The sequence below is a fragment of the Runella zeae DSM 19591 genome (assembly GCF_000423565.1).
Classification (GTDB): Bacteria; Bacteroidota; Bacteroidia; order Cytophagales; family Spirosomataceae; genus Runella; species Runella zeae.
Genome location: NZ_KE384039.1, coordinates 18,535 through 38,221 on the forward strand (window position 1 = coordinate 18,535; position 19,687 = coordinate 38,221).

Below are 19,687 nucleotides of genomic sequence, written 5' to 3' on the forward strand. Positions count from 1 at the left end.
AAAATTAAAATAAAAGTAGGAAACTCTTGCATGGAATTGTAATTTTGCGGGCAAATTTTTTAAAACAACTAAATATGTCTGCTGTCGTCGAAACGGCCAGTTTATTGGCCGACCGCATTAATGCGCTTGAGGAATCTTCTACGTTGGGGATGACCAAAAAAGCGCGCGAATTGGCCGCACAAGGTCATAAAGTGATTAGCTTGAGTGTCGGTGAGCCTGATTTCAAGACCCCGAAGCACATCTGTGAAGCTGCGAAGCAAGCGATTGATGAAGGATACCACGGCTACTCGCCCGTGGCTGGTTATGCTGATTTGCGTAAGGCTATTGCTGATAAGTTTAAGAATGAAAATAATATAAATTGGAAGTCTGAGAATATCGTTGTATCGACGGGAGCAAAACACTCATTGGCCAATGTGATTCAGGTATTGGTAAATCCCGGCGACGAAGTGATTATCTTGTCGCCTTACTGGGTGAGCTATTCTGAAATGGTGAAACTTGCTGAAGGCAAATCGGTGATTGTGGAAGGTAGCTTTGACAATGATTTCAAAGTAACTCCAGACCAGCTTCAAGATGCTATCACTGAGCGTACACGCGTAGTGATGTTTGCTTCGCCTAACAATCCTACGGGGTCGGTATATTCGGAAGCCGAGCTACGGGCACTGGCCAAAGTCATCGAAAAATACGACAATATTTTTGTGTTGGCCGACGAAATCTACGAGTACATCAATTTTACACCCCAAGGCCATTTTAGCATTGGGTCTATTCCTGAGATTCATGACCGCGTGATTACGGTCAATGGAGTAGCAAAAGGCTATGCCATGACAGGCTGGCGGATTGGCTACATCGGTGCGGCTAAGTGGATTGCAGATGGTGTAGAAAAATTGCAAGGCCAAGTTACTTCAGGTACAGGTTCGATTTCGCAACGTGCCGCGCTTGCCGCAATCACAGGTCCTAAAGATGCCGCCAAAGAAATGTGCGAAGCCTACGAGCGTCGTCGTGGTTTGGTGGTAGGGTTGTTGAAAGAGATTCCGGGTTTTAAAGTAAACATGCCCCAAGGTGCTTTCTATGCTTTCCCAGATATTAGCTATTATTTTGGTAAAACTGACGGTAAAACGGCTATCAACAATTCGGACGATTTTTGCATGTGGTTGCTCAACGAATCTTTTGTGGCTACGGTAGCCGGTTCGGGTTTTGGCGCGCCAAACTGTATGCGAATCTCTACCGCCGCTTCTGACGAAAATCTCGTAGAAGCATGTCGCCGCATTAAAGAAGCAGTTGCAAAATTGCAGTAGTAGTTTTTGGGGATACCCAAAAATCAAAGCGGCTGTCTCAATCAATTGAGACAGCCGCTTTTTTTATGATAAAATTTACATTCCTTTCAACACATTCCACATTTCATCAGCTACAAGCTGATTGCCAGCGTCGTTGAGGTGAACGCGGTCGGTGGTGAGGATATTTTTCTCGTCGTTGTTGGGGTTGTTTTTGAGATTATAATCCAAAAATGCTTTACGCAAATCTACCAAAGGTAAGTTGTGCTTCTTGGCAAGATTTCGAATCATCTGGGAATATTGGTTGAGGTCGCCGTCTTGTTGGTTAGAGAAATCGGTGCGTTCGCCAATCACGGCAGGAGTGCATAGGGCTACTTTGATATTGGCCGCTTGGAGTTTTTTCAAGATAGCTTCATAAAATTTCAGGAATTTGTCGGGGTCGGTGCCAGTACCGTGAGATGCCTTGTGCCATACGTCATTGACTCCTATATAAATAAGAACAATATTGGGTTTTTTGGCGAGTACATCCTCTTCCATCCGCAGATAAAGGTCATACACTTTGTTGCCGCCGATACCTGCCCCTATCAGCTCATATTTGTTTTTAAGACCTTGTTTTTCGAGCATTTCACCCATTTTGACGATGTAGCCGCCGGGTTTTACCCCTGCTTGGGTGATAGAGTCACCAAAGAAAATGATTCGGATAGGGTTGTCTTGTTGGGCAGCTAAAAGTGGAAGCGTAAAAAAGCTAAGTTTTAGATAGCGAAGGAATTTTTTCATGTTGGACATCGGAAAAATGGATAAGTAAGTATTTATTTTAAAGACAAAAGACCCAATGAACACAATTCTAACAGCTACAGAGCTTAACTAAAAAGCCCCAGAATATCGTCTTTGGTGAGTTTTTTGAGAAAACCTGCCTCGGTCGAAATAAGGTCGTCGGCAAGGGCGCGTTTACGGTTTTGGAGTTGGATGATTTTTTCTTCGACCGTGTCTTTACAAATCATACGATACGCAAAAACGCGTTTGGTCTGCCCTATGCGGTGTACGCGGTCGATGGCTTGCTGCTCTACGGCGGGATTCCACCACGGATCTACGAGGTAGACATAATCAGCTTCGGTGAGATTAAGACCTACGCCTCCCGCTTTGAGACTCATCAAAAACACCCTACATTGGTCATCTCCCTGAAAACGATTGACGCGTTCGGCGCGGTCTTGGGTTTGGCCGTCGAGGTATTCGTAGGGGATGCGGTCGCGTTCGAGTTTGACTTTGATGAGGTCAAGCATTTTGAGAAACTGGCTGAAAATCACAATCTTATGGTGAGAAGCATTTTCTTCGATTTCACGCACTATTTCCTCTAGTTTGACCGATTCGTGTCCATAGTCTTCATCGTCCGAAAGTAGGGCAGGGGAGTCACAGATTTGGCGTAGTTTGAGCAATCCTTCCAATATCAAAAAAGAGGCTTGTTCGCGGCCCACTTCGTCCATTTTTCCCGCAATCATATCACGGTATTTGTCCCGAAAAGCATTATAAACTTTACGTTGGCGCTTGTCCATTTCGCAATAGAGCACCGTTTCGGTTTTTTCGGGTAAGTCTTTGGCCACTTCTTCCTTGGTGCGTTTGAGCATAAAAGGATAAATCAAACGGCGAAGCTCCGTAGCGCGACCTTTGTCTTGGTATTTGTCGATGAGTGTGGCGTATTCGGTACGGAAAAAATCTTCGTTTCCCAAAAAGCCCGGGTTTAAGAAATCAAACTGAGAATACAGGTCAAAGGTATTGTTTTCGACAGGTGTACCTGTCATGGTCAGACGATTTTGGGCGTTGAGCAGCTTTACTGCTTTGGCAATCATCGAATCGGGATTTTTGATAGCTTGTGCTTCGTCGAGTACCACGTAGTGAAACCTAAACTTTTGGAGCATCTCAATATCTGACCTCACCGAACCATAAGTGGTGATAATGAGGTCGTAAGCATTGAAAATATGAGTCGTGCGGCTGCGTTGGGGGCCAGTATGGACGTATAATTTCAAATCTGGACAAAACTTGGCCGCTTCGGCTTGCCAATTGAAAATCAGGGTTTTGGGAACGACTATTAAGTGGACGCCTTTGGGATTACGATTTTTTTGTTCTTGCAAAAATGTAAGCATTTGCAAGGTTTTTCCTAATCCCATATCATCAGCAAGACAGCCACCCCAGCCAAATTCATCTAAAAAATGAAGCCATTTATAGCCTTCTTCTTGGTAAGGTCTGAGTTTGGCATCAATGTTTTTGGGGAGTTTAATCTTCTTGATTTCGGTAAAATTGAGCAGTTTTTCGCGTTTTTCATCCAACTCTCTGAGCAACTTAGGATTTTCGATGTACTCTTTGTAGCGTTCCAAAATCGTAAAGTGTTGTTTAGAAAGCCGTAATACGCCTTTTTTGTCGTCCACTTTACTAAATCTGAACAGTTGGGCGTACTGGGCGAGCCATTCTTCAGGCAATAGCCCAAAAGAGCCGTCTTTGAGTTCGATGTAGTTTTGTTTTTTGAGAACAGCCTTGCGCACGTCTGCCAACGAAACGGATTGTTCACCAAAAGTGATTTCAATCTGTAAGTCAAACCAGTCGATGCCCGAAGAGTTTCGGATTTTGAAACTTACTTTGTTGGGATTGTACCGAAATTTCTTGAGGTTGTTGAAACCAAAAAGTTTGGTTTCGTTTTGGTGCAAAGCTTCGTAAAATTGAAACAACCAATTGTTTTCCAATACTTTTTCGGAAGGCAGGTAGAAATATTCGTCGGTTTGGTGGGCAAAAAGCGGGTGTTGTTTTTGTAAAAACTGCACAAAATTTTCTTCGGCGTCGTGGTCACGGTATTGAATTTGCACCGTATCGTTGAGGGCGTTGACGCGGGCTTTCCTAAAATCGCGGGAGAGTTCTACTTCGTTGGTATCGTCGCTGTTGTAAGCAAATACGGGCACAATCATCAAATTGTCGTCGGCCTCTTTCAGATACACCCGCCCTTCTTTCCATTCCAGCTCGGTTTTGACAATGGCTTGGTCAGGCCCAAAATCGAGTGAAAACTGATCGGCTAGTGGGATGACAAACCCATTAAAAAAAGCATCGTCGCGCCCAGTACGCAGCTTGACCGCGCCTCCTAGCTCGAAAAAATGTCGCGCTACTTTTGCCGCCGCTGCCGAACGAAAGCGGCATAACTGTTGATTGGGTAAAATACAGAGCCAATACGTACCCACATCTTTTAGCTCCTGAAAAGGGATAAGGTCATCGTTTTGGCGTCTTACAAAAGCCTCTAAAGTTGTTTCTTGCTCATTTCGATTGAGTTTGAAATGCAGGTCAAGGGGTGCTTCGTGGATTTCGACATTTGTACCAGCAGTGCTATAAGAATCCGTTTTCGTATTGATACGAATCGCCCGGCCTACCATCAAAGGAAAAAGTTTTTCGAGAACTTTTCCCGTGATTTCGATAGCATCATCAATAGCTTCACTGCTGTATTTGAGGTTCCATGAGGAGGTTGAGATTTTGTGGCCACGCTGCCGAAGGGTATCATGCAAAAACGTCTGAGTCAATAATCGACTAGTTTTGAGGATTTCGGCGTCGATGGCGTCTCCTACGGGACGATCCTTATCATTCCATCCAATACGATGAATATTAGTGATTTTTCCCGTTTTACTATTGAGATGACCCTGGGCAAGTTCTATTTCAAAAAAGGGGAGTTGTTGGGTGCTAAATTGTTCAAATAAATAGACAAAAACCTGCGTATCAGGATGATTTTCGGTGGGTACAAATGGGTGCGGTGACTTGACCGGTAGGGTACTTTTGAGGATATTTTCCCATTTGATACCCATAATCGGCTGAATACTTTTGTCCATCACAATGAGTTCGAGCTGCCCATAAGGGGAGAGTTTGAAATCAAATTTTCCCGATAAGTTGTCGTTGGTGGAATAGCCGTATTTTGCCAAAAGTGCATTTTTTTCTAAGGTCCAATCTTTGAGCAGCTCAAGGGCATAAGGGCCGCGTTGTTTTTGGAGCCATACTAGCACGCCCATCATGTGTTCGCAAAGCGGCGAAGTGAGCTCTTGGTGGCAGGTGCACGAAAACTGGTATTTGTGTTTTTCGAGCCGTTGAATCGCTATTTGATAGGCTCCACTTTTTTTGAGCGATAGCTCAAACTTCTCATACCCTGCCCCCTGCTCAAGGGAGCTTACATTGAGATAATGCCGGCGACTAGGCCATAAGCTTATCGGAACCTGAGGTTGAATTTGGCTGTCTTCGATGTTTCTAAGAACCACCGTCGATGCTTTCATCTGAAAGAGGGTGGGTTTTAGAAACTCAATTTTTTTCTTGGGCGCTTGGCGTGAGGCTTCGGATATATCAATGATGATTTTTTTGAGGTCTTGTACGGTACTAGACTTGGTTTGACCAAAATCGCGATTGATATGCTCTTCTAAGGCTATCGCGGCGGCTACACCATGTTTGCAAGGATAGTGCTCAGAAGGACAATCACAATAGCACTCCATCGCTTCGGGGTCGTCCATGCTGGAGAACTCTACTTCGTATTGCTCGGAGCTAGATTGGCTATTTACTTTGAACTTGGCGCCATAGAACTCCCCATCAAAACTCACAATCTTTACGCCGCCGTTTCGATATATTTCGTGGGCGCGCTGGCGAACCGCGCTCGAAGCTTCTTTTTTGAGAGTGGCCAAACTTTCTAAAATCAAGCCTTTATAATAAGCCATAGGTAGGTTTTGTCAGGATGTCGATGAATTTTATGATACGCTTTCTCTTAAATACTCTTCAGGAACGTCATAAAGTTCATTTTCGACTTCTTTCATTTTGGGAAATTTGACAGTGTCGGGCTGAATTCCATATCTAAATTTAACTTCTGAAAGCGCAAACGAAAAGCCCCGTTTGGTAGTTGAAAGTAGAGGGAAATCTACGCGCACTTGGTATACTACTCCCTCCACAAACTCGTAAGGAGGCTTGCGATATAGGGTAAGTATATCTACTTGTACACGGTCACCGACTTGAAAGGGCGACTTGATTTCGGAATGAGGAAAGGATAATAGCATAATGTGCGCGAATTACGACAAAACTACCCACCTTTGCAACGGTAAATGCGTCTTAGTCGTATATTGAAAATGAAACAAGAACGCTAAAATTCATGATTCGATTTGTACTATTGGGGTTATTGTTAAGTACTTTGGGCGTAGTGGCTCACGCTCAAATAGAAGATTATTATCGCCCTCAAAAACGATATACTACCCCCGTACTTGCAACCCATCCAGATTTAGTATTGAGCAAAAACCATTGGTACATGGGGATAGAAGGAGGAGGCAAATGGAACGGCGCGTCGGCTACCAACAATTTACTAGGCTTACTTTCTCCCCAAAAAGGATACACAGATAGCTATGCTGGTGCGTATGTGGGGTACTTACATAATCTGAAGTGGGCACTCGAAATGGGATATACCCGAAATCCCTCCAATGCCCTGATGGGGGTAAGAGCCTCGCCGTCGTTTCGGTACCGAATAACGGACTTGCAGCATTCTATTCCTTTACGTTTCAAATGGCGGGTCGTAAAATTAGGGTTTGTTCAAAAACGCTCGGGGATTTATGTATCGGGCGGGATGGTGTGGACGCCTACCCGTAAATTACAAACACTCAAACAATTTCAGCTTTATGGATTGTCGCGCTCCGGGGCTCATAATGGCGTCGATACCCTGATTGTTGAAAATGAATCGTACACGACAGGACGTGCCAAAGTCGAACTTGAAGGTGGGCTAGAGTTTGTGGGGCGTATTGGGAAAAAATTTGAGATAGTGGCGTATGGTCGTATGTTATATGCCAAATCAGCCGCCTTAGAATCTACGACGCAGTTGTTTGTCAACGGCGTGGAAGAAAACAAATCAGTCTTGAGTCTACAGCCTAAGAGTTATCAGTTTGGGGTGGCGCTTAGGTACTTATTTGTGCGTGATACTTACCATAGCAATTATGATTTATAATCTCAAAACTGGTTTAAATAGCTTATTTTGGCAATCACGTGGTCTTCGGTGCGTTTGAGGTGGGAGAGTGTATCAAATCCTCGGTGATTAAATACTACATAAATATAAGAAAGAGGCTGGTATTCCCACGAGAGCCTAATGTTGTAATTTTGGGATGTGTTTTCTGAATTTTTTTGGTAAAAACCTATCAGTTGTAAGCGGGGATTGAGTGCAAAACGCCCTTCTACGCTGTACAAATCGACGTTGGTAGTGGTTTGATTTTCGCCTACTTTATCAAAATGATTACGGTTAAATCGCCCCGTAATAGACAAATGAGGAAGTGGGGCAAATTGTAGTTTGGCATCGAGGCTGTTGAGTTTGCCATCAAAATAACTCCCCCAATTGTAGTCGGCATTGAAATTGAGAATCTTAGATTGGTCGGTGCCGATATAAATTTGATGACGCACATAGTGATAATCACCCAGACCGATTTCAACGCCTAAGGGTTGGAAGGGTTCGGTGAGCCGCTGGAAAGTGGGATTGATAAGATACCCAAAAAAGCCCCCGCTCTGGAAGTTGAGCCAGATAGGATTGATGTTAATTTGGCGCTCGATGAGTTTTCCGGTAGATGCTTGATGGTAAAGTTCCGTCATAAGTCCCGGCTCAAAGGCGCGAATGAGTTTTTTGAAAGGAAGCCACTTGCCTCGGTTATAAAAGAAAATTCCGGGAGTGGTACCAATCACATCCGTACGTGAGACAAACCCCAGCTCAGGGTTGAAGTCTTTGGTCACGATTGATTGCGTCCACCAGATTTTGTATTGGTTGGTGGTATAAAAATACTGCGCAAAACCAGCGAATCCTTGTTGACGGGTGGAAGTGGTCGTAGAATGAACCAGCATGGTATTGAGCGAATGCGATTCACTAAGTCTAAAAAAACCGTCGATAGTACTGGTCATATTGGTGCCATCGGGTCGATTTTTGAGCGTAAAAAGCCCCCCGATTCGGTTTTGTTTGCCGAAATTTTCCGAAAAACGTCCCACAAAAAAATGAGTAGCTGGCGTATCTCCCACGCCTCTTTGTCGCATCAGCAAAGCACCATAATTTCGTTTGAGGGAGCGATACACAAACCTTCCGCCAAAGTCAATCGGAATAGGATTGCCGCTGTCGTCGAGGCCAATACGACGACTAAAAAAAGGCTGAACCCGCATGTTACCGCCCGACAAATCATCATTAGGCCCTACACCCGCGCCAAAGAGCGAAGCGTTTTCTAAGAAAAACTGACGTCTTTCTGGAAAAAAGACCGAAAACCGCGTAACATTGTTGACTTGTCGGTCGGCGTCGGCTTGGGCAAAATCTGTATTGGCCGTCAAATCTAATACGGCATTGGGGTTAATCGCCCATTTGAGTTCACCTCCGAGTTTATAATTGGTGTCTTTGGGCTTGATGCTGGGGTCAAAATTGCGATAATGGTCGTAGGAAGCCAGCAAATAAGGTTGAACTCTGATGTTGGGTTTGGGTGGGGGAGGTTGCAAGTTTTTCAGGATGCCTGCATATTCCATCCGCATGGCCGAAAACGAACGCGGATAAGGCGAGAGGGAAGATTGCTCATTGGTCAAGCGACGACTTCGGAATACATTGAAACCCCAATCCTGAACTGTGGAGGTGGTTTTGGGATAGCGTAAGGTTGACCACGGAATCGCGATTTCGGCCACCCAACCCGAATCTGAACGGGAAGTTCGCACGCGCCAAAGGCCATCCCAATCAATATCATAAAAGAGATCATCAAACGACAACAAATCGCGCTGCACTCCGTAGGGGTTGGTGATAAGCGCCATGGCGTTGCGCTTATCATTGAAACCGTCAAAAACCAAACCTGCAAAATCGTGTTGACGCGAGTTGAAATCACGCTTAAAATCCGTCGCTCGGAGGGCTTTTTTGCCTAAACTATCCCGAGAAAAAATGGCAAAATAGAGATATTGTCGATTGTAAAGGGCTTTTACTTCAGTATGCTGCGTAGGTTTTTTTCCCTGAAAAGGTTCGATTTGGGTAAAGGAAGGAGATGCCGTGCTGCTTTGCCACTCGGCCTCTGACAAGTGTCCATCTAGGCGTAAAGAAGTGGAGATTTGTCGCGCTTCAATGGTTCTTCTAATAGAATCAGGCTTGAAAATTTCGGCGTCTTGCGCCCACAAAAAACAAGGAAAGAGAATCAACAAAGAAAGTAAAAAACGAATCATAGTAAATGGCTGTCTATCAATAAGTGGTGCAAATTTATAAAAATAATCAACGACCATGGGTGATAAACAGTAGAAGATTATCAGGGGGGATGTTAAATGAGATCCTAAAACTTGGTTAGATAAAAATCCCTTAACTAGTTTTATATGACTTGAGGGCGTCGGTCGGAGCGTAGCCAAAGTGTTTTTTAAAGGCAAAGGAAAAATGAGACAGGTTTTCAAACCCCGTTTCGTAACAGGCTTCAAGCGGCTTTAGTTTTCGTTCGGCAATTTGAAAATGGGCTAATTCCAGTCGTTTTTGCGTGAGCCATTTTTGGGGAGTTGTGTTGAATGCTCGCTTAAAATCGCGTTTGAAGGTCGTTAGGCTTCTGCCTGTGAGGTAGCCAAATTTCTCAATGGGCATGTTGAACATATAGTTTTTTTCCATAAAACCAATCAAATCAACTTTATACGGGTCATCAAAATTGGCTAGTACACTATCTACCTCTGGGTCAATGGTTCTTAAAATACTGATGGCCTCGGTCAGTTTCAACGACGCTAGATAGTCGGGAAAGGGCTCTTTCATTTCAAAGTAAGGAATCAATGAAGCTAGGCAGCTTTCGAGCAAAGGATGATGCGTGAAACTGCGGATTTTGGGAACGGCCGTAATTTTTGCTTTCACTTCGCGATTTTTGTAGAAATCCCTCAAAACATCGGTAGTCAAGAGCATTACGACTGTTTTGTGGGGCAAGCCGTCTTTGGGGTAGTTAATAATAGTGGCGGGTTTATTTCTCGGAATGAGAAAAATATCTCCCGTTTGAAAGCGGTGAGTGGCTTCGGCCTGCACAATCTTGGTTTCTCCCGAAATAAACCACACGAGCATGTGTTGGTCAAAGACAATTTCAGACTTAAAAAATTTGTCCTCGTAACATGAGAGTTTTATTTCGGGAGTTAAATGTTTCGATACGTGTTCCATTGCTCGGTTGGTTTTATGCGCTGGCTAATTCAAAGATAGTAATTTCGGGAGGCATCCCTACGCGTCCAGGAAAGCCCAAATACCCAAATCCACGATTGACGTACAGCTGCTGGTCGCCTTTTTGGTATAATCCTGCCCATTGTTTGTATTGCCATTGGGCGGGCGAATAGGTCTTGTCGCCAATCGTTACGCCCAATTGCAGTCCATGTGTATGACCACTAAACATGACATCGATATCGGGGTATTGGGTGTTTACTTCCATATCCCAGTGGGTAGGGTCGTGGCTCAGTAAGAGTTTGACCGAAGCATCTTCGGTGCCTACGGTTGCTCGTTGTAAGTTACCATTATTTGGAAAAATTGACTCGTTGGCTGAAATGTTTTCGACCCCAATGATCGCTAATTTTTCGCCTCCTAGCTTAATGATCCGACGGTCGTCTGTTAGTAAGTCGTAGCCCAGTACTTTATGGGCTTGCTTTACGTCATCTAGGTTTTGTTTTTTTGCTTGAGGGTTTGGCCAGCCTGCATAAACTCCGTAATCATGGTTGCCAAGGGTACTATAAACACCCAGCGGGGCTTTTATTTTATGAAAGAGGTTTACATAATCGTTTACTTCTGTGGCGCGGTCGTTTACCAAATCTCCCGTAAAAAATACCATATCGGGTTTTTGTTTGAGTAGCAACTCTATGCCTCCTTTCACGGCGATTTTGTTAAAAAAAGATCCCGAATGGATGTCTGAGATTTGTCCTATCGTCATGCCTTCAAACGACCTAGGAAGGTTTTTGATGGCTAATTTTACCCGACGAACACGGTAGTCATGCGCCCCTGACAAAATACCCCATGTCAGGGCTGCGGCAGGAACAGAGGCTGCTACCAAGGCTGTTTTCATCAAAAACTCCGAACGGGTGATTGTGTCAGGACTTTCGGAGAGTGTCTGTGGCAGTTCATTGTTTGGGAAGAAATGCCCTTTTCCCCAAATAAAAAAACGAACGACATCGCCTAAAAAAATGATGGTAACGGATAGCAGTTTGGAGCCATAAACGGCAAACAAACTGAATAAAATCGCGGTTCGCAAGCGGCGTCCCAAGGCGTCGGGGGGAGCAAAATTATAGAGCCATAAACCGACAATAATGACTGTAGTAATGCTCCAAAAGGCCCATTTGACAACCTGCTGTACTTGGACTGTGTTGTGTTGAAAAACTATTTTTACGCCTTGCCATACGTACCAATCAATAAGGAGTAATAGGCAACTAAGAATCGGAATAACAATGTATTTGCTAGCAGTCATGGTTGGGAATCATGGGTTTGAATATATGTACTTGTCGATATAATTACTGTAGGCTGTCAGCAAAAATGTCCAGGCTTCTTTACTTATTTCTAAAGTGGGAAAAATCACTTCAAAAGCATGGTAGCAGCCTTCAAACAACCTAAAAGTGACGGGGATATTCGCTTTTCTCAGGTTTTCGACATAAGCAATGGTTTCGTCTCTGAACGGTTCTAAGCCACCAACAAACGTAATGGCTGGTGGTAGTTTGGAATAATTGGTAGCTCTGGCGGGTGCGGCATAAGCAGGAATTTCCTTGTGTTGTACATGAAGGTCTCGCAAATAAGCGTCCCATCCCATTTTGTTGGAACGAGAATTCCACCCTGCAGAGTTGTTATCCTTGGCTGATTCAGAATTCTGCCTGTCGTCTAGCATGGGATAGATAGGAATCTGAAACGCGATTTTTACGTCTTGGGTATCAGTGGCTTTTAGCGTAACAGCCGCCGCAATTCCTCCTCCTGCACTATGCCCTGCTACAATCAATTTGTCAGGAATAATGCCCAAAGCATTGGCGTTTTCATTCATCCAGAGCAGCGTATCATAGCAGTCGTTGAAGGCTGCTGGATAGGGAGCATCAAATGCTTTGCGGTAATCGGGTGCTACAATAACGCAGGGTTTGGCATCTATATAATTTTTGATAATGGCCAAATAATCTTCTGGGTTACCCAACACCAGCCCACCCCCATGAATGTAAAGCATACCTGGGAGGGTAGTGAGGTGGTTTACAGGCTTAAAAACCCTCACCCGTATTTCCGCCCCGCCATTCCTACTCGGTATAAAATGTTCTTCTCCTTGTAGCCCTTCAATATTTTTGCCCTTGGCTCTGGTACTGTTTGCGTTTAATAAACGAACTCCAACGCGGTTCATTAGCAACCGTGAAGATAATTTCATAACTGCATAATTGGATTGCAGTTCTTTGTGGTGCATTTCTTTCGTTACTCTCATGGCTTTGTTAGTTTGTGGTGATTAAATCTTTTAAACCGTTTGGAAAAAATGCTTCTACAAACGAGATAGTATTCAGGAATTCCTTGTGACAAATAATCTTTCCGTTTTTGGAAGTGACATGGCCCATATATAATTGTTTATAACTTCTTCCATTTGCCAAAACAGCCTCACTTTCGTATTCGGCAATGGCCTCGGTAGGTGTTTCCAGAATGATTTTAATGCTTGTAAAATGAAAATTAGGGGCATTTTGCAATAACTCTTGCATGGTAGCTTCTATGGCTGCTGTGCCCATGATTTTTGACGGCATTCCTAACGATGTTACGTAAGGAGCATCTATATAGCCGTTTTCAGCGAAAAAAGAAGCCGTTGCCTTGGGGTTGCCTAAACCTACACTATCCAAATAGCATTTCAATAGGTAGGAGGCTGATTTTATCTCTTGATTTTCCATACTTGTTTTATCGATTTGAAATTTGATACCTGTTAAGTTTTCGCTTAACTCCCAAAGACGTTTGGCATTGACCTCGTCCAAGGAGTAAAGTTGTACACCACCTGACTGGGAGGCGTCAGTGGCTAGATTGGCAATGTCTGCGTCTTCGCAATACACGCCCCCAATATCGTTGAGCATCGGACTGGTAGCACACCAAACCGTGGTGGCAGCTCCTTGGGGAATAGTTTTCAAGGAGGCGACTATTTCGGGAAATAGATTTCCTTCTGCATCACAAAAACCCATTTGTTGAAACAATGCTATGGGAGCTTCTCTGCCCAATTCTGTTCCATTGATAGAGCCTGGGTGGAGGGAGTAAGCACGTACCTGAGACGACTTGCCACGCTGATCTAACTCAAGGGCAAAAAGATTGCTGGCTGTTTTGGACTGGCCATATCCTTGGAGGGTTTCATAATCGCGATGGAGGAAGTTGGGGTCGTCAAAATGAAAAGGGGCAAACCGATGTCCGTCGGAAGATACGTTGATGACCCTTGCTCCACGGGCGGCTACCAGCGCAGGCCACAGCCTTGCCGTAAGCTGAAACTGCGCCAGATAATTGGTTGCTAGTTGAGATTCAACTCCCCGACTGTCTCTGCGAAAGGGAACCCACATAATGCCTGCATTGTGGATAAGTAGATGAAGGGGGCGGCCAGATGCTACGAATTTTTGGGCGAAAGCATCAATGGACTCAGGATTTATCAAATCCATTGTTTCTAATTCGACACGCGGAATGCCTGCCAAATTTCGTGTTGCTTTTTCTACGTCTCTTGCGGGTACGATGACAGTGGCGCCTGCGGCCGCGAGTGTTTTGACCGTTTCTAAACCGATGCCCGTGTTTCCTCCTGTCACAATGGCGATTTTTCCCGTAAGGTCAATTCCTTTGATGACATCATTGGTAGTAGATGCTGCGTTAAATCCTGAACCTATCGGTTTCTGTAACGCTCCTTGATAATTGTTGTGTCCCATTTTTTTTGTTGTTTTTGTTGGGACAAAGGTAGGGCAGTGATTTTTGGGAGACTTTGTTTAAAAGACCGAATATGCTTTGTTTAAAAGGCCGTTCTACTTTAATGAGGCAGTGTACTGATTGAAGTAGGTGCTAATTGTCAGGCTGTCGAAAGAAGCTACTATCTAAAAAAAAACGTTTTGTGGGGTGTTTTTAAAGTCTATCCCGAAAGTGCTTGGGCAATGTTCCGTCCCAAAATCCAAGCTGGTGAGAGAGGAGGGAGTAACCTGAAAAATTGACGATAAATTAAATAAGTGAAGTAAGGATTAAAGCCAGCATTTTTTTCTGGCTTTATTTTAAAGTACTACTTGGAACGTTAGAACAAGATGCCCCACAGCCTATTCGGATAAAAGGGGGAAAATTCCATGATATCCGCAATTGCATGTCACATCGAATTTATGGGTAGTATTCATTGCATCTTTGACTTTATAGGTTAGGGAAGGAGGCTTGCAAATCAAGTAGATTGGATTTAAACTAGAAATGGCAAGAAAATATGTACACACTATTTTTTTTAAAACGTTGTGCCAAAATAACTCTCATCGTTTGTGCATTTTTGATGCCACAATTGGCTGTAGCCCAAGACGACTTGGCGGTATTGCCCTATTGGAAGTATTACAATGCTCAACCTATGGCTTTGTATCGTCATTTGTGTGACCGTGCTTTTGAGCAGTTGGCGCAGCGAAAAAAAGCAATACAAATGCTAAAAACCCGCGAAGACTGGCAAAAACGGCAAGCGTTAGTTCGTCAAAAATTACAAGAGTCGATAGGTTCTTTTCCCGAAAAAACACCTCTTAATCCTGTCATTACAGGAAAAATAGAACGAAATGGCATTACGGTCGAAAAGTTTTATTTTGAGTCGATGCCCAATTATTATGTTACGGCGGCCTTGTTTTTACCCGCTCGTGAACGCAAAAATCTCCCTGCAATTGTCTTCTGTAGCGGGCACGGAGCTACTGCTTTTCGCACGGATGTATATCAGCAAATGATACTCAATTACGTCCAAAAAGGCTTTGCAGTACTTGCCTTTGACCCCATTGGACAAGGAGAACGTATTCAGTATGTCAAAACGAACGAACCCAAGCGATTTGAAAACCTTAAGCCGACACTGGAACATTCATATCCCGGTGCACAATCGTTTGTAGCGGGGGTGTCTCCTGCGATGTATTTCATTTGGGATGGTATTCGGGCGGTAGATTACCTGTTGACGCGTCCTGAAATTGATGCCAAACGCATTGGTATTACGGGCCGTTCGGGAGGAGGGACGCAAAGTGCGTATATCGCAGCAATGGATACGCGAATCGCAGTTGCAGCCCCTGAATGTTATTTGACTACGTATGATAAGCTGCTCAAATCCAACGGCCCGCAAGATGCTGAACAAATACTGTCGGGTATGCTGGCCAAGGGGCTGGATTTGGGGGATTTGGTAGAGATCCGTGCGCCTCGTCCTACGCTTATGGTCACCACTACCCGCGATATGTTCAGCATTGACGGAGCGAGAGAGTTGTATGTCGAAGCTAAAAAGTCTTTCAAAGCTTTTGGGGCAGAACTCAATCTGGATAAAGTTGAAGATGATGCTCCTCATGCATCCACGCCCAAAAATCGCGAAGCGACCTATGCTTTTTTGCAAAAACACCTCCAGAACCCTGGTTCAAACGTCGATGAAAAAATTTCTCCCTTTACCGAAGAAGAACTAAAAGTGACCCCTACGGGCAATGTGTATACATCACTGAAAGGAGAAACGCTTTTTTCCTTGACGCAAAAAAGGGTAAGTAATCGTAAATCAAGAAGTAACCCGCAAAATTTAAGTAAACAAATCATTTCTCTAACGGGCTATACACCCAATGCGTTGGGGGAAATTGTTTTTTCGGGAAAATTCCCAAAAGAAGGTTATGACCTTGAAAAATACTTAGTGAAAGGCCCCGGAGCGTATTATTTGCCTGTGTTGTGGCTCCGACCCCACGCCCAATCAAATAAAATGGTGCTCTATATATCTTCAAAAGGTAAAGCAGATATTGCTAAAAAAAATGGCGCAGGCGAGCAGCTTGCCCAAGCAGGCTATCATGTAGTGGTACCGGATTTGAGTGGGGCAGGCGAGTTGGCTAATACTTATTTGTCAGGGGGAGATTCGTATATCGACAGCACATCGCTCAATTTGTGGTATGCAGGGATTTTGACCCAAAAAAGCCTGGTCGCTGTTCGTATGGAGGAGATTCAACTGATAACTGAGTTTATCAAGGCAAAAGCACCTACCACCACCACAACAACAGCCGTCGGCGTTGGGACATTTGTACCTGATTTGCTTCATGCTGCTGTAATGATTCCTTCGTTGAGTCGAGTTGCGTTGGTGAATGGTTTAGGTACCTACTGTTCATTGACTGAGCATGAGCAATACTTGCCTCGCTACATACCTTCGGTAGTGTCGGGAGCTATTTCAACCTACGATTTGCCTGATTTGGTAGCGGCTCTTTCGCCTCGCCAGGTATTGATTTCGGGGATGCTGAATGGCGCAGGTCAACTATTCTCTTCCTCAGAGTTGGAGAAAGTGTATCCGTCCAATGGCAAACATATACATTTCTCGTCTGAGGGTGCTGATTTATTGGATTGGATCAAAAAAGAGAAATAACGGTGCCATTTTTGAAGGTGCCTTTGGGTAGTAGTAACTATTTTTTACTCAAAAATACCTGTGTATTTTATTGGATATAAGTATATAATTGCGTTAGAAGATAGACAAAAAATTCTATATTTCTTACGCCATCTACACTAACTTCTAAAGATCTATCTTGTACCAACATAAAAAAGCCGTTACAGATATTGCTGTAACGGCCTGATAATCAGTGTAGCGGGGAGCAGGATCGAACTGCCGACCTTAGGGTTATGAATCCTACGCTCTAACCAGCTGAGCTACCCCGCCATCGTTTTGGTGGTGCAAAAGTAGAATAAATAATTTTATTATGCAAACAGATTTTGAATAATAAAAGGAAGTTTCTATTTTGCCGCTATCGTAAGGACGATGAAGGGATGAAGTAAAGATACTGATTTGTACGTTTTTATCCCTAGTTTATAATACTAACCATTAACCAAACCCAAATATTATGCAAAAATTCAAATACACCGACGAATACGAGCTTAGAGCTTCTCCCAAGATGCTATTTCCGTATGTAAGTACTGCATCAGGGTTATCGCAATGGTTTTGTGATAAAGTCAATATCAAACCTGATCATACCTTTGACTTTGTATGGGATAAAGAAAGTCACATTGCAGAGCAAACGTCGTTGCGACTCAATAAAAGCGTCAAATTTGAGTTCCTTAATACGAGTGAAAGCAATCGAGACAACAATTACATCGAGTTTAAAATAGATGTTAGTGATCTGACAGGCTCGACGTATTTACGTATTACGGATTATTCGCTCAATACCGATGCCGAAGAACTAAAAGACCTTTGGGGTGGTTTAATAGAAAGTTTGAAGGAAATTGTCGGAAGCTGAAGAGGAGGCAGAAGTCATGAGTGGATTGATGAAACAAATTATTTATTAAATTTCATTAATCATTAACGCCTGACTATTAGCAGCCCAAGTTGAATGCATGAAAAAGATTGATAAGTTAGTTTTACGGTCGTTTTTAGGGCCGTTTGTGTTGACGCTGTGTATTGTTGTCTTCATTTTCTTGATGCGTCTTATTTCTCAGTATCTCAACGAACTCGTAGGAAAAGACATTGATTTCATAAATTATGTTAAATTATTAACTTATTTTAGCCTAATTACCATTCCTATTGCACTCCCGTTGGCAGTTTTGCTGTCGTCGTTGATGACCTTCGGAAATCTAGGAGAGTTTTTTGAACTGACCGCCATCAAAAGCGCAGGGATTTCTACTTGGCGTGCTATGCGCTCTGTGATGGTTGTAGTGATGTGTATTACGCTTTTTTCTTTTTGGTATAACAACGAAGTCGCTCCTTGGGCTAACCTTAAAGGATATAGCTTACTTTATGATATCAAAACCGCCAAAGCAACCCTCAACATCAAAGAGGGAATTTTTTATAACGACTTGCCAGGCTACAATATTAAAGTAGATAAAAAATTTCCAGCCCCCAATGAACGAAGCCTCAAGGGTTTGGTTATTTATCGGCACCCTACCAACGACTACAATGCAGGCAACCGAGAGGTGATTTTGGCGGATTCGGGATTGATGTATACCATTCACGACAAAGCTTATCTCGTTTTTGAGCTTTACAATGGCAACCAATACAGCGAAAGTGCTCAGTCGGGTGGTGCTTATTCTTCGGCCGATAATCGACAATTTACGCGTTCTCATTTTGGGCATTATAAAATGGTGGTGAGTTTGGAGTCTTTTGGACTAAAACGTACCGATGAGACCCAGTTTCAGTACCACGAATACATGAAAGACGCCGTAGAATTAAGAAGAGTCGCCGATTCGCTCAAAAAAGAGTATAAAAAATCAAGGGAAGGGCTTTTTACCCAATCCAAACAATACTTTAGTTATGCTTTCAGAGCCGAAACTTTACCTAAACAAACGGCTCCTAAGTATGGAAAATGGGTGGATTCTTTGTTGAAGAAAAAGCCTATTGTAAGCCCTTCTGAAAAGGAGCAGATTGTAGCTACCGCCCTAAACCAAGCTCAAAACGTAAAATCTTACGCCGAAAGCAACAAAACCTACATTAGCGAAAAAGGCAAAGCGTGGTATCGGTATGATTTGGAAATGCACCATAAATATACCCAAGCAGTTTCGTGCTTTGTAATGTTTTTATTGGGAGCACCTTTGGGAGCTATTATCAAAAAAGGAGGCTTTGGAATTCCGGTTTTGGTATCGGTGTTATTTTTTATCTTGTCTTACGTATTGACTTTGCAAGGTGATAAATGGGCGAAAGATGGCTTGGTGTTGGTACCCATTGGAGCTTGGTTTTCAAACGCTATATTATTAGTTGTTGGATTTTACTTTGCAGATAGAGCTATGAAGGACTCTAGGCTATTTGACAAAGACATTTATGTGATTTGGTTGGAGAAAATAAAGAAAAAATGGAATAATGGGGCGGTCTTAAAAAAATGGCGAAAAGGTAAAACGATTTATTCAAATTAATTTAGTACCTTTGCAGCCGTTTTTATAATTATGTTTTATCTTTTAATCTGAGGTTACAATCATGTATTTAACATCGGAAGTGAAAAAAGACTTGTTTCAAAAATATGGCAAGTCTGAGAGCGACACTGGCTCACCCGAATCGCAAATTGCGTTATTTACCCACCGTATCAACCACTTGACAGAGCATTTGAAGCAGCATAAGCACGACAATGCTACCCGTCTTGGCCTTTTGAAACTGGTAGGAAAGCGCAGAAGATTATTAAATTATCTTCAAAAAAATGACATCAGTCGTTATCGCTCTATCATCGCTGAATTGAACATCAGAAAGTAAGCGATACTCAAACAGGGAATTCCAAACAGTTGGATTCCCTGTTTGTCATTTCTTCCTTGATAGAACGAACTACGCTAGTTTCTTTTATCCAAA

General features: G+C 43.3%; 14 protein-coding genes and 1 tRNA gene. 6 read left to right on the plus strand and 9 right to left on the minus strand.

Going from position 1 to position 19,687, the window contains the following annotated elements; all coding sequences use genetic code 11:
• The first annotated feature begins 74 nt into the window (after positions 1 to 74).
• A complete protein-coding gene (locus tag G563_RS0124860) occupies positions 75 to 1,292 on the plus strand; it encodes a pyridoxal phosphate-dependent aminotransferase (protein WP_028667713.1) in 1,218 nt (405 codons plus the stop codon).
• Positions 1,293 to 1,367: 75 nt separating this feature from the next.
• On the opposite strand, the gene G563_RS0124865 is transcribed toward G563_RS0124860, so the two are convergent.
• From G563_RS0124865 to G563_RS0124875, 3 genes are all read right to left on the minus strand, one after another.
• Complete coding sequence (locus G563_RS0124865) at positions 1,368 to 2,045, minus strand: SGNH/GDSL hydrolase family protein (RefSeq protein WP_028667714.1); 678 nt, start codon at positions 2,043 to 2,045, stop codon at positions 1,368 to 1,370.
• Between the two features lie 83 nt (positions 2,046 to 2,128).
• A complete protein-coding gene (locus G563_RS35825; RefSeq protein ID WP_051211194.1) occupies positions 2,129 to 5,989 on the minus strand; it encodes a DEAD/DEAH box helicase in 3,861 nt (1,286 codons plus the stop codon).
• A 30-nt stretch (positions 5,990 to 6,019) separates the two neighbouring features.
• Entirely contained in the window at positions 6,020 to 6,322 is a 303-nt protein-coding gene (locus G563_RS0124875; RefSeq protein WP_028667715.1) for a hypothetical protein, read from the minus strand.
• A gap of 92 nt (positions 6,323 to 6,414) precedes the next feature.
• Here G563_RS0124875 and G563_RS0124880 point away from each other — a divergent pair, with 92 nt between their 5' ends.
• Positions 6,415 to 7,254: a hypothetical protein gene (locus G563_RS0124880; protein ID WP_028667716.1), complete on the plus strand. Its 840-nt coding sequence runs from the start codon at positions 6,415 to 6,417 to the stop codon at positions 7,252 to 7,254.
• 2 nt (positions 7,255 to 7,256) lie between these two features.
• On the opposite strand, the gene G563_RS0124885 is transcribed toward G563_RS0124880, so the two are convergent.
• The 5 genes from G563_RS0124885 to G563_RS35830 all read right to left on the minus strand — a co-directional run bounded on the left by G563_RS0124885 (position 7,257) and on the right by G563_RS35830 (position 14,135).
• A complete protein-coding gene (locus tag G563_RS0124885; protein ID WP_028667717.1) occupies positions 7,257 to 9,467 on the minus strand; it encodes a carbohydrate binding family 9 domain-containing protein in 2,211 nt (736 codons plus the stop codon).
• 130 nt (positions 9,468 to 9,597) lie between these two features.
• On the minus strand, positions 9,598 to 10,419 hold the full coding sequence (locus G563_RS0124890; protein ID WP_028667718.1) for a helix-turn-helix domain-containing protein: 822 nt from the start codon (positions 10,417 to 10,419) through the stop codon (positions 9,598 to 9,600).
• 13 nt (positions 10,420 to 10,432) lie between these two features.
• A complete protein-coding gene (locus G563_RS0124895; protein WP_028667719.1) occupies positions 10,433 to 11,704 on the minus strand; it encodes a metallophosphoesterase in 1,272 nt (423 codons plus the stop codon).
• Between the two features lie 9 nt (positions 11,705 to 11,713).
• Positions 11,714 to 12,685: an alpha/beta hydrolase gene (locus tag G563_RS0124900; protein WP_028667720.1), complete on the minus strand. Its 972-nt coding sequence runs from the start codon at positions 12,683 to 12,685 to the stop codon at positions 11,714 to 11,716.
• 7 nt (positions 12,686 to 12,692) lie between these two features.
• Positions 12,693 to 14,135: an SDR family NAD(P)-dependent oxidoreductase gene (locus tag G563_RS35830; RefSeq protein WP_084650977.1), complete on the minus strand. Its 1,443-nt coding sequence runs from the start codon at positions 14,133 to 14,135 to the stop codon at positions 12,693 to 12,695.
• 530 nt (positions 14,136 to 14,665) lie between these two features.
• On the opposite strand from G563_RS35830, the gene G563_RS35835 reads away from it, so the two are divergent.
• Positions 14,666 to 16,795 carry an alpha/beta hydrolase family protein gene (locus G563_RS35835; RefSeq protein WP_084650978.1) on the plus strand — a complete coding sequence of 710 codons (2,130 nt, stop codon included), beginning with the start codon at positions 14,666 to 14,668 and terminating at the stop codon, positions 16,793 to 16,795.
• A 214-nt stretch (positions 16,796 to 17,009) separates the two neighbouring features.
• On the opposite strand, the gene G563_RS0124915 is transcribed toward G563_RS35835, so the two are convergent.
• Positions 17,010 to 17,083: transfer RNA gene (locus tag G563_RS0124915), tRNA-Met, on the minus strand.
• A 181-nt stretch (positions 17,084 to 17,264) separates the two neighbouring features.
• Here G563_RS0124915 and G563_RS0124920 point away from each other — a divergent pair.
• From G563_RS0124920 to rpsO, 3 genes are all read left to right on the plus strand, one after another.
• Positions 17,265 to 17,657, plus strand: coding sequence for an START-like domain-containing protein (locus G563_RS0124920; protein ID WP_028667721.1), 393 nt, complete (start codon positions 17,265 to 17,267; stop codon positions 17,655 to 17,657).
• Positions 17,658 to 17,754: 97 nt separating this feature from the next.
• On the plus strand, positions 17,755 to 19,263 hold the full coding sequence (locus tag G563_RS35840; RefSeq protein WP_037328166.1) for an LptF/LptG family permease: 1,509 nt from the start codon (positions 17,755 to 17,757) through the stop codon (positions 19,261 to 19,263).
• A 61-nt stretch (positions 19,264 to 19,324) separates the two neighbouring features.
• Entirely contained in the window at positions 19,325 to 19,594 is a 270-nt protein-coding gene (gene rpsO, locus G563_RS0124930) for a 30S ribosomal protein S15 (RefSeq protein WP_028667722.1), read from the plus strand.
• Positions 19,595 to 19,687: the final 93 nt, after the last annotated feature.

Bases quoted from the DNA above. Each gene is read 5' to 3' on its own strand.
- G563_RS0124885 (WP_028667717.1), bottom strand. From the start codon at position 9,467: ATGATTCGTTTTTTACTTTCTTTGTTGATTCTCTTTCCTTGTTTTTTG.
- G563_RS0124890 (WP_028667718.1), bottom strand. From the start codon at position 10,419: ATGGAACACGTATCGAAACATTTAACTCCCGAAATAAAACTCTCATGT.
- G563_RS0124900 (WP_028667720.1), bottom strand. From the start codon at position 12,685: ATGAGAGTAACGAAAGAAATGCACCACAAAGAACTGCAATCCAATTAT.
- G563_RS0124880 (WP_028667716.1), top strand. From the start codon at position 6,415: ATGATTCGATTTGTACTATTGGGGTTATTGTTAAGTACTTTGGGCGTA.
- G563_RS0124920 (WP_028667721.1), top strand. From the start codon at position 17,265: ATGCAAAAATTCAAATACACCGACGAATACGAGCTTAGAGCTTCTCCC.
- G563_RS0124860 (WP_028667713.1), top strand. From the start codon at position 75: ATGTCTGCTGTCGTCGAAACGGCCAGTTTATTGGCCGACCGCATTAAT.
- G563_RS0124875 (WP_028667715.1), bottom strand. From the start codon at position 6,322: ATGCTATTATCCTTTCCTCATTCCGAAATCAAGTCGCCCTTTCAAGTC.
- G563_RS0124865 (WP_028667714.1), bottom strand. From the start codon at position 2,045: ATGAAAAAATTCCTTCGCTATCTAAAACTTAGCTTTTTTACGCTTCCA.
- rpsO (WP_028667722.1), top strand. From the start codon at position 19,325: ATGTATTTAACATCGGAAGTGAAAAAAGACTTGTTTCAAAAATATGGC.
- G563_RS35835 (WP_084650978.1), top strand. From the start codon at position 14,666: ATGTACACACTATTTTTTTTAAAACGTTGTGCCAAAATAACTCTCATC.
- G563_RS35840 (WP_037328166.1), top strand. From the start codon at position 17,755: ATGAAAAAGATTGATAAGTTAGTTTTACGGTCGTTTTTAGGGCCGTTT.
- G563_RS35825 (WP_051211194.1), bottom strand. From the start codon at position 5,989: ATGGCTTATTATAAAGGCTTGATTTTAGAAAGTTTGGCCACTCTCAAA.
- G563_RS0124895 (WP_028667719.1), bottom strand. From the start codon at position 11,704: ATGACTGCTAGCAAATACATTGTTATTCCGATTCTTAGTTGCCTATTA.
- G563_RS35830 (WP_084650977.1), bottom strand. From the start codon at position 14,135: ATGGGACACAACAATTATCAAGGAGCGTTACAGAAACCGATAGGTTCA.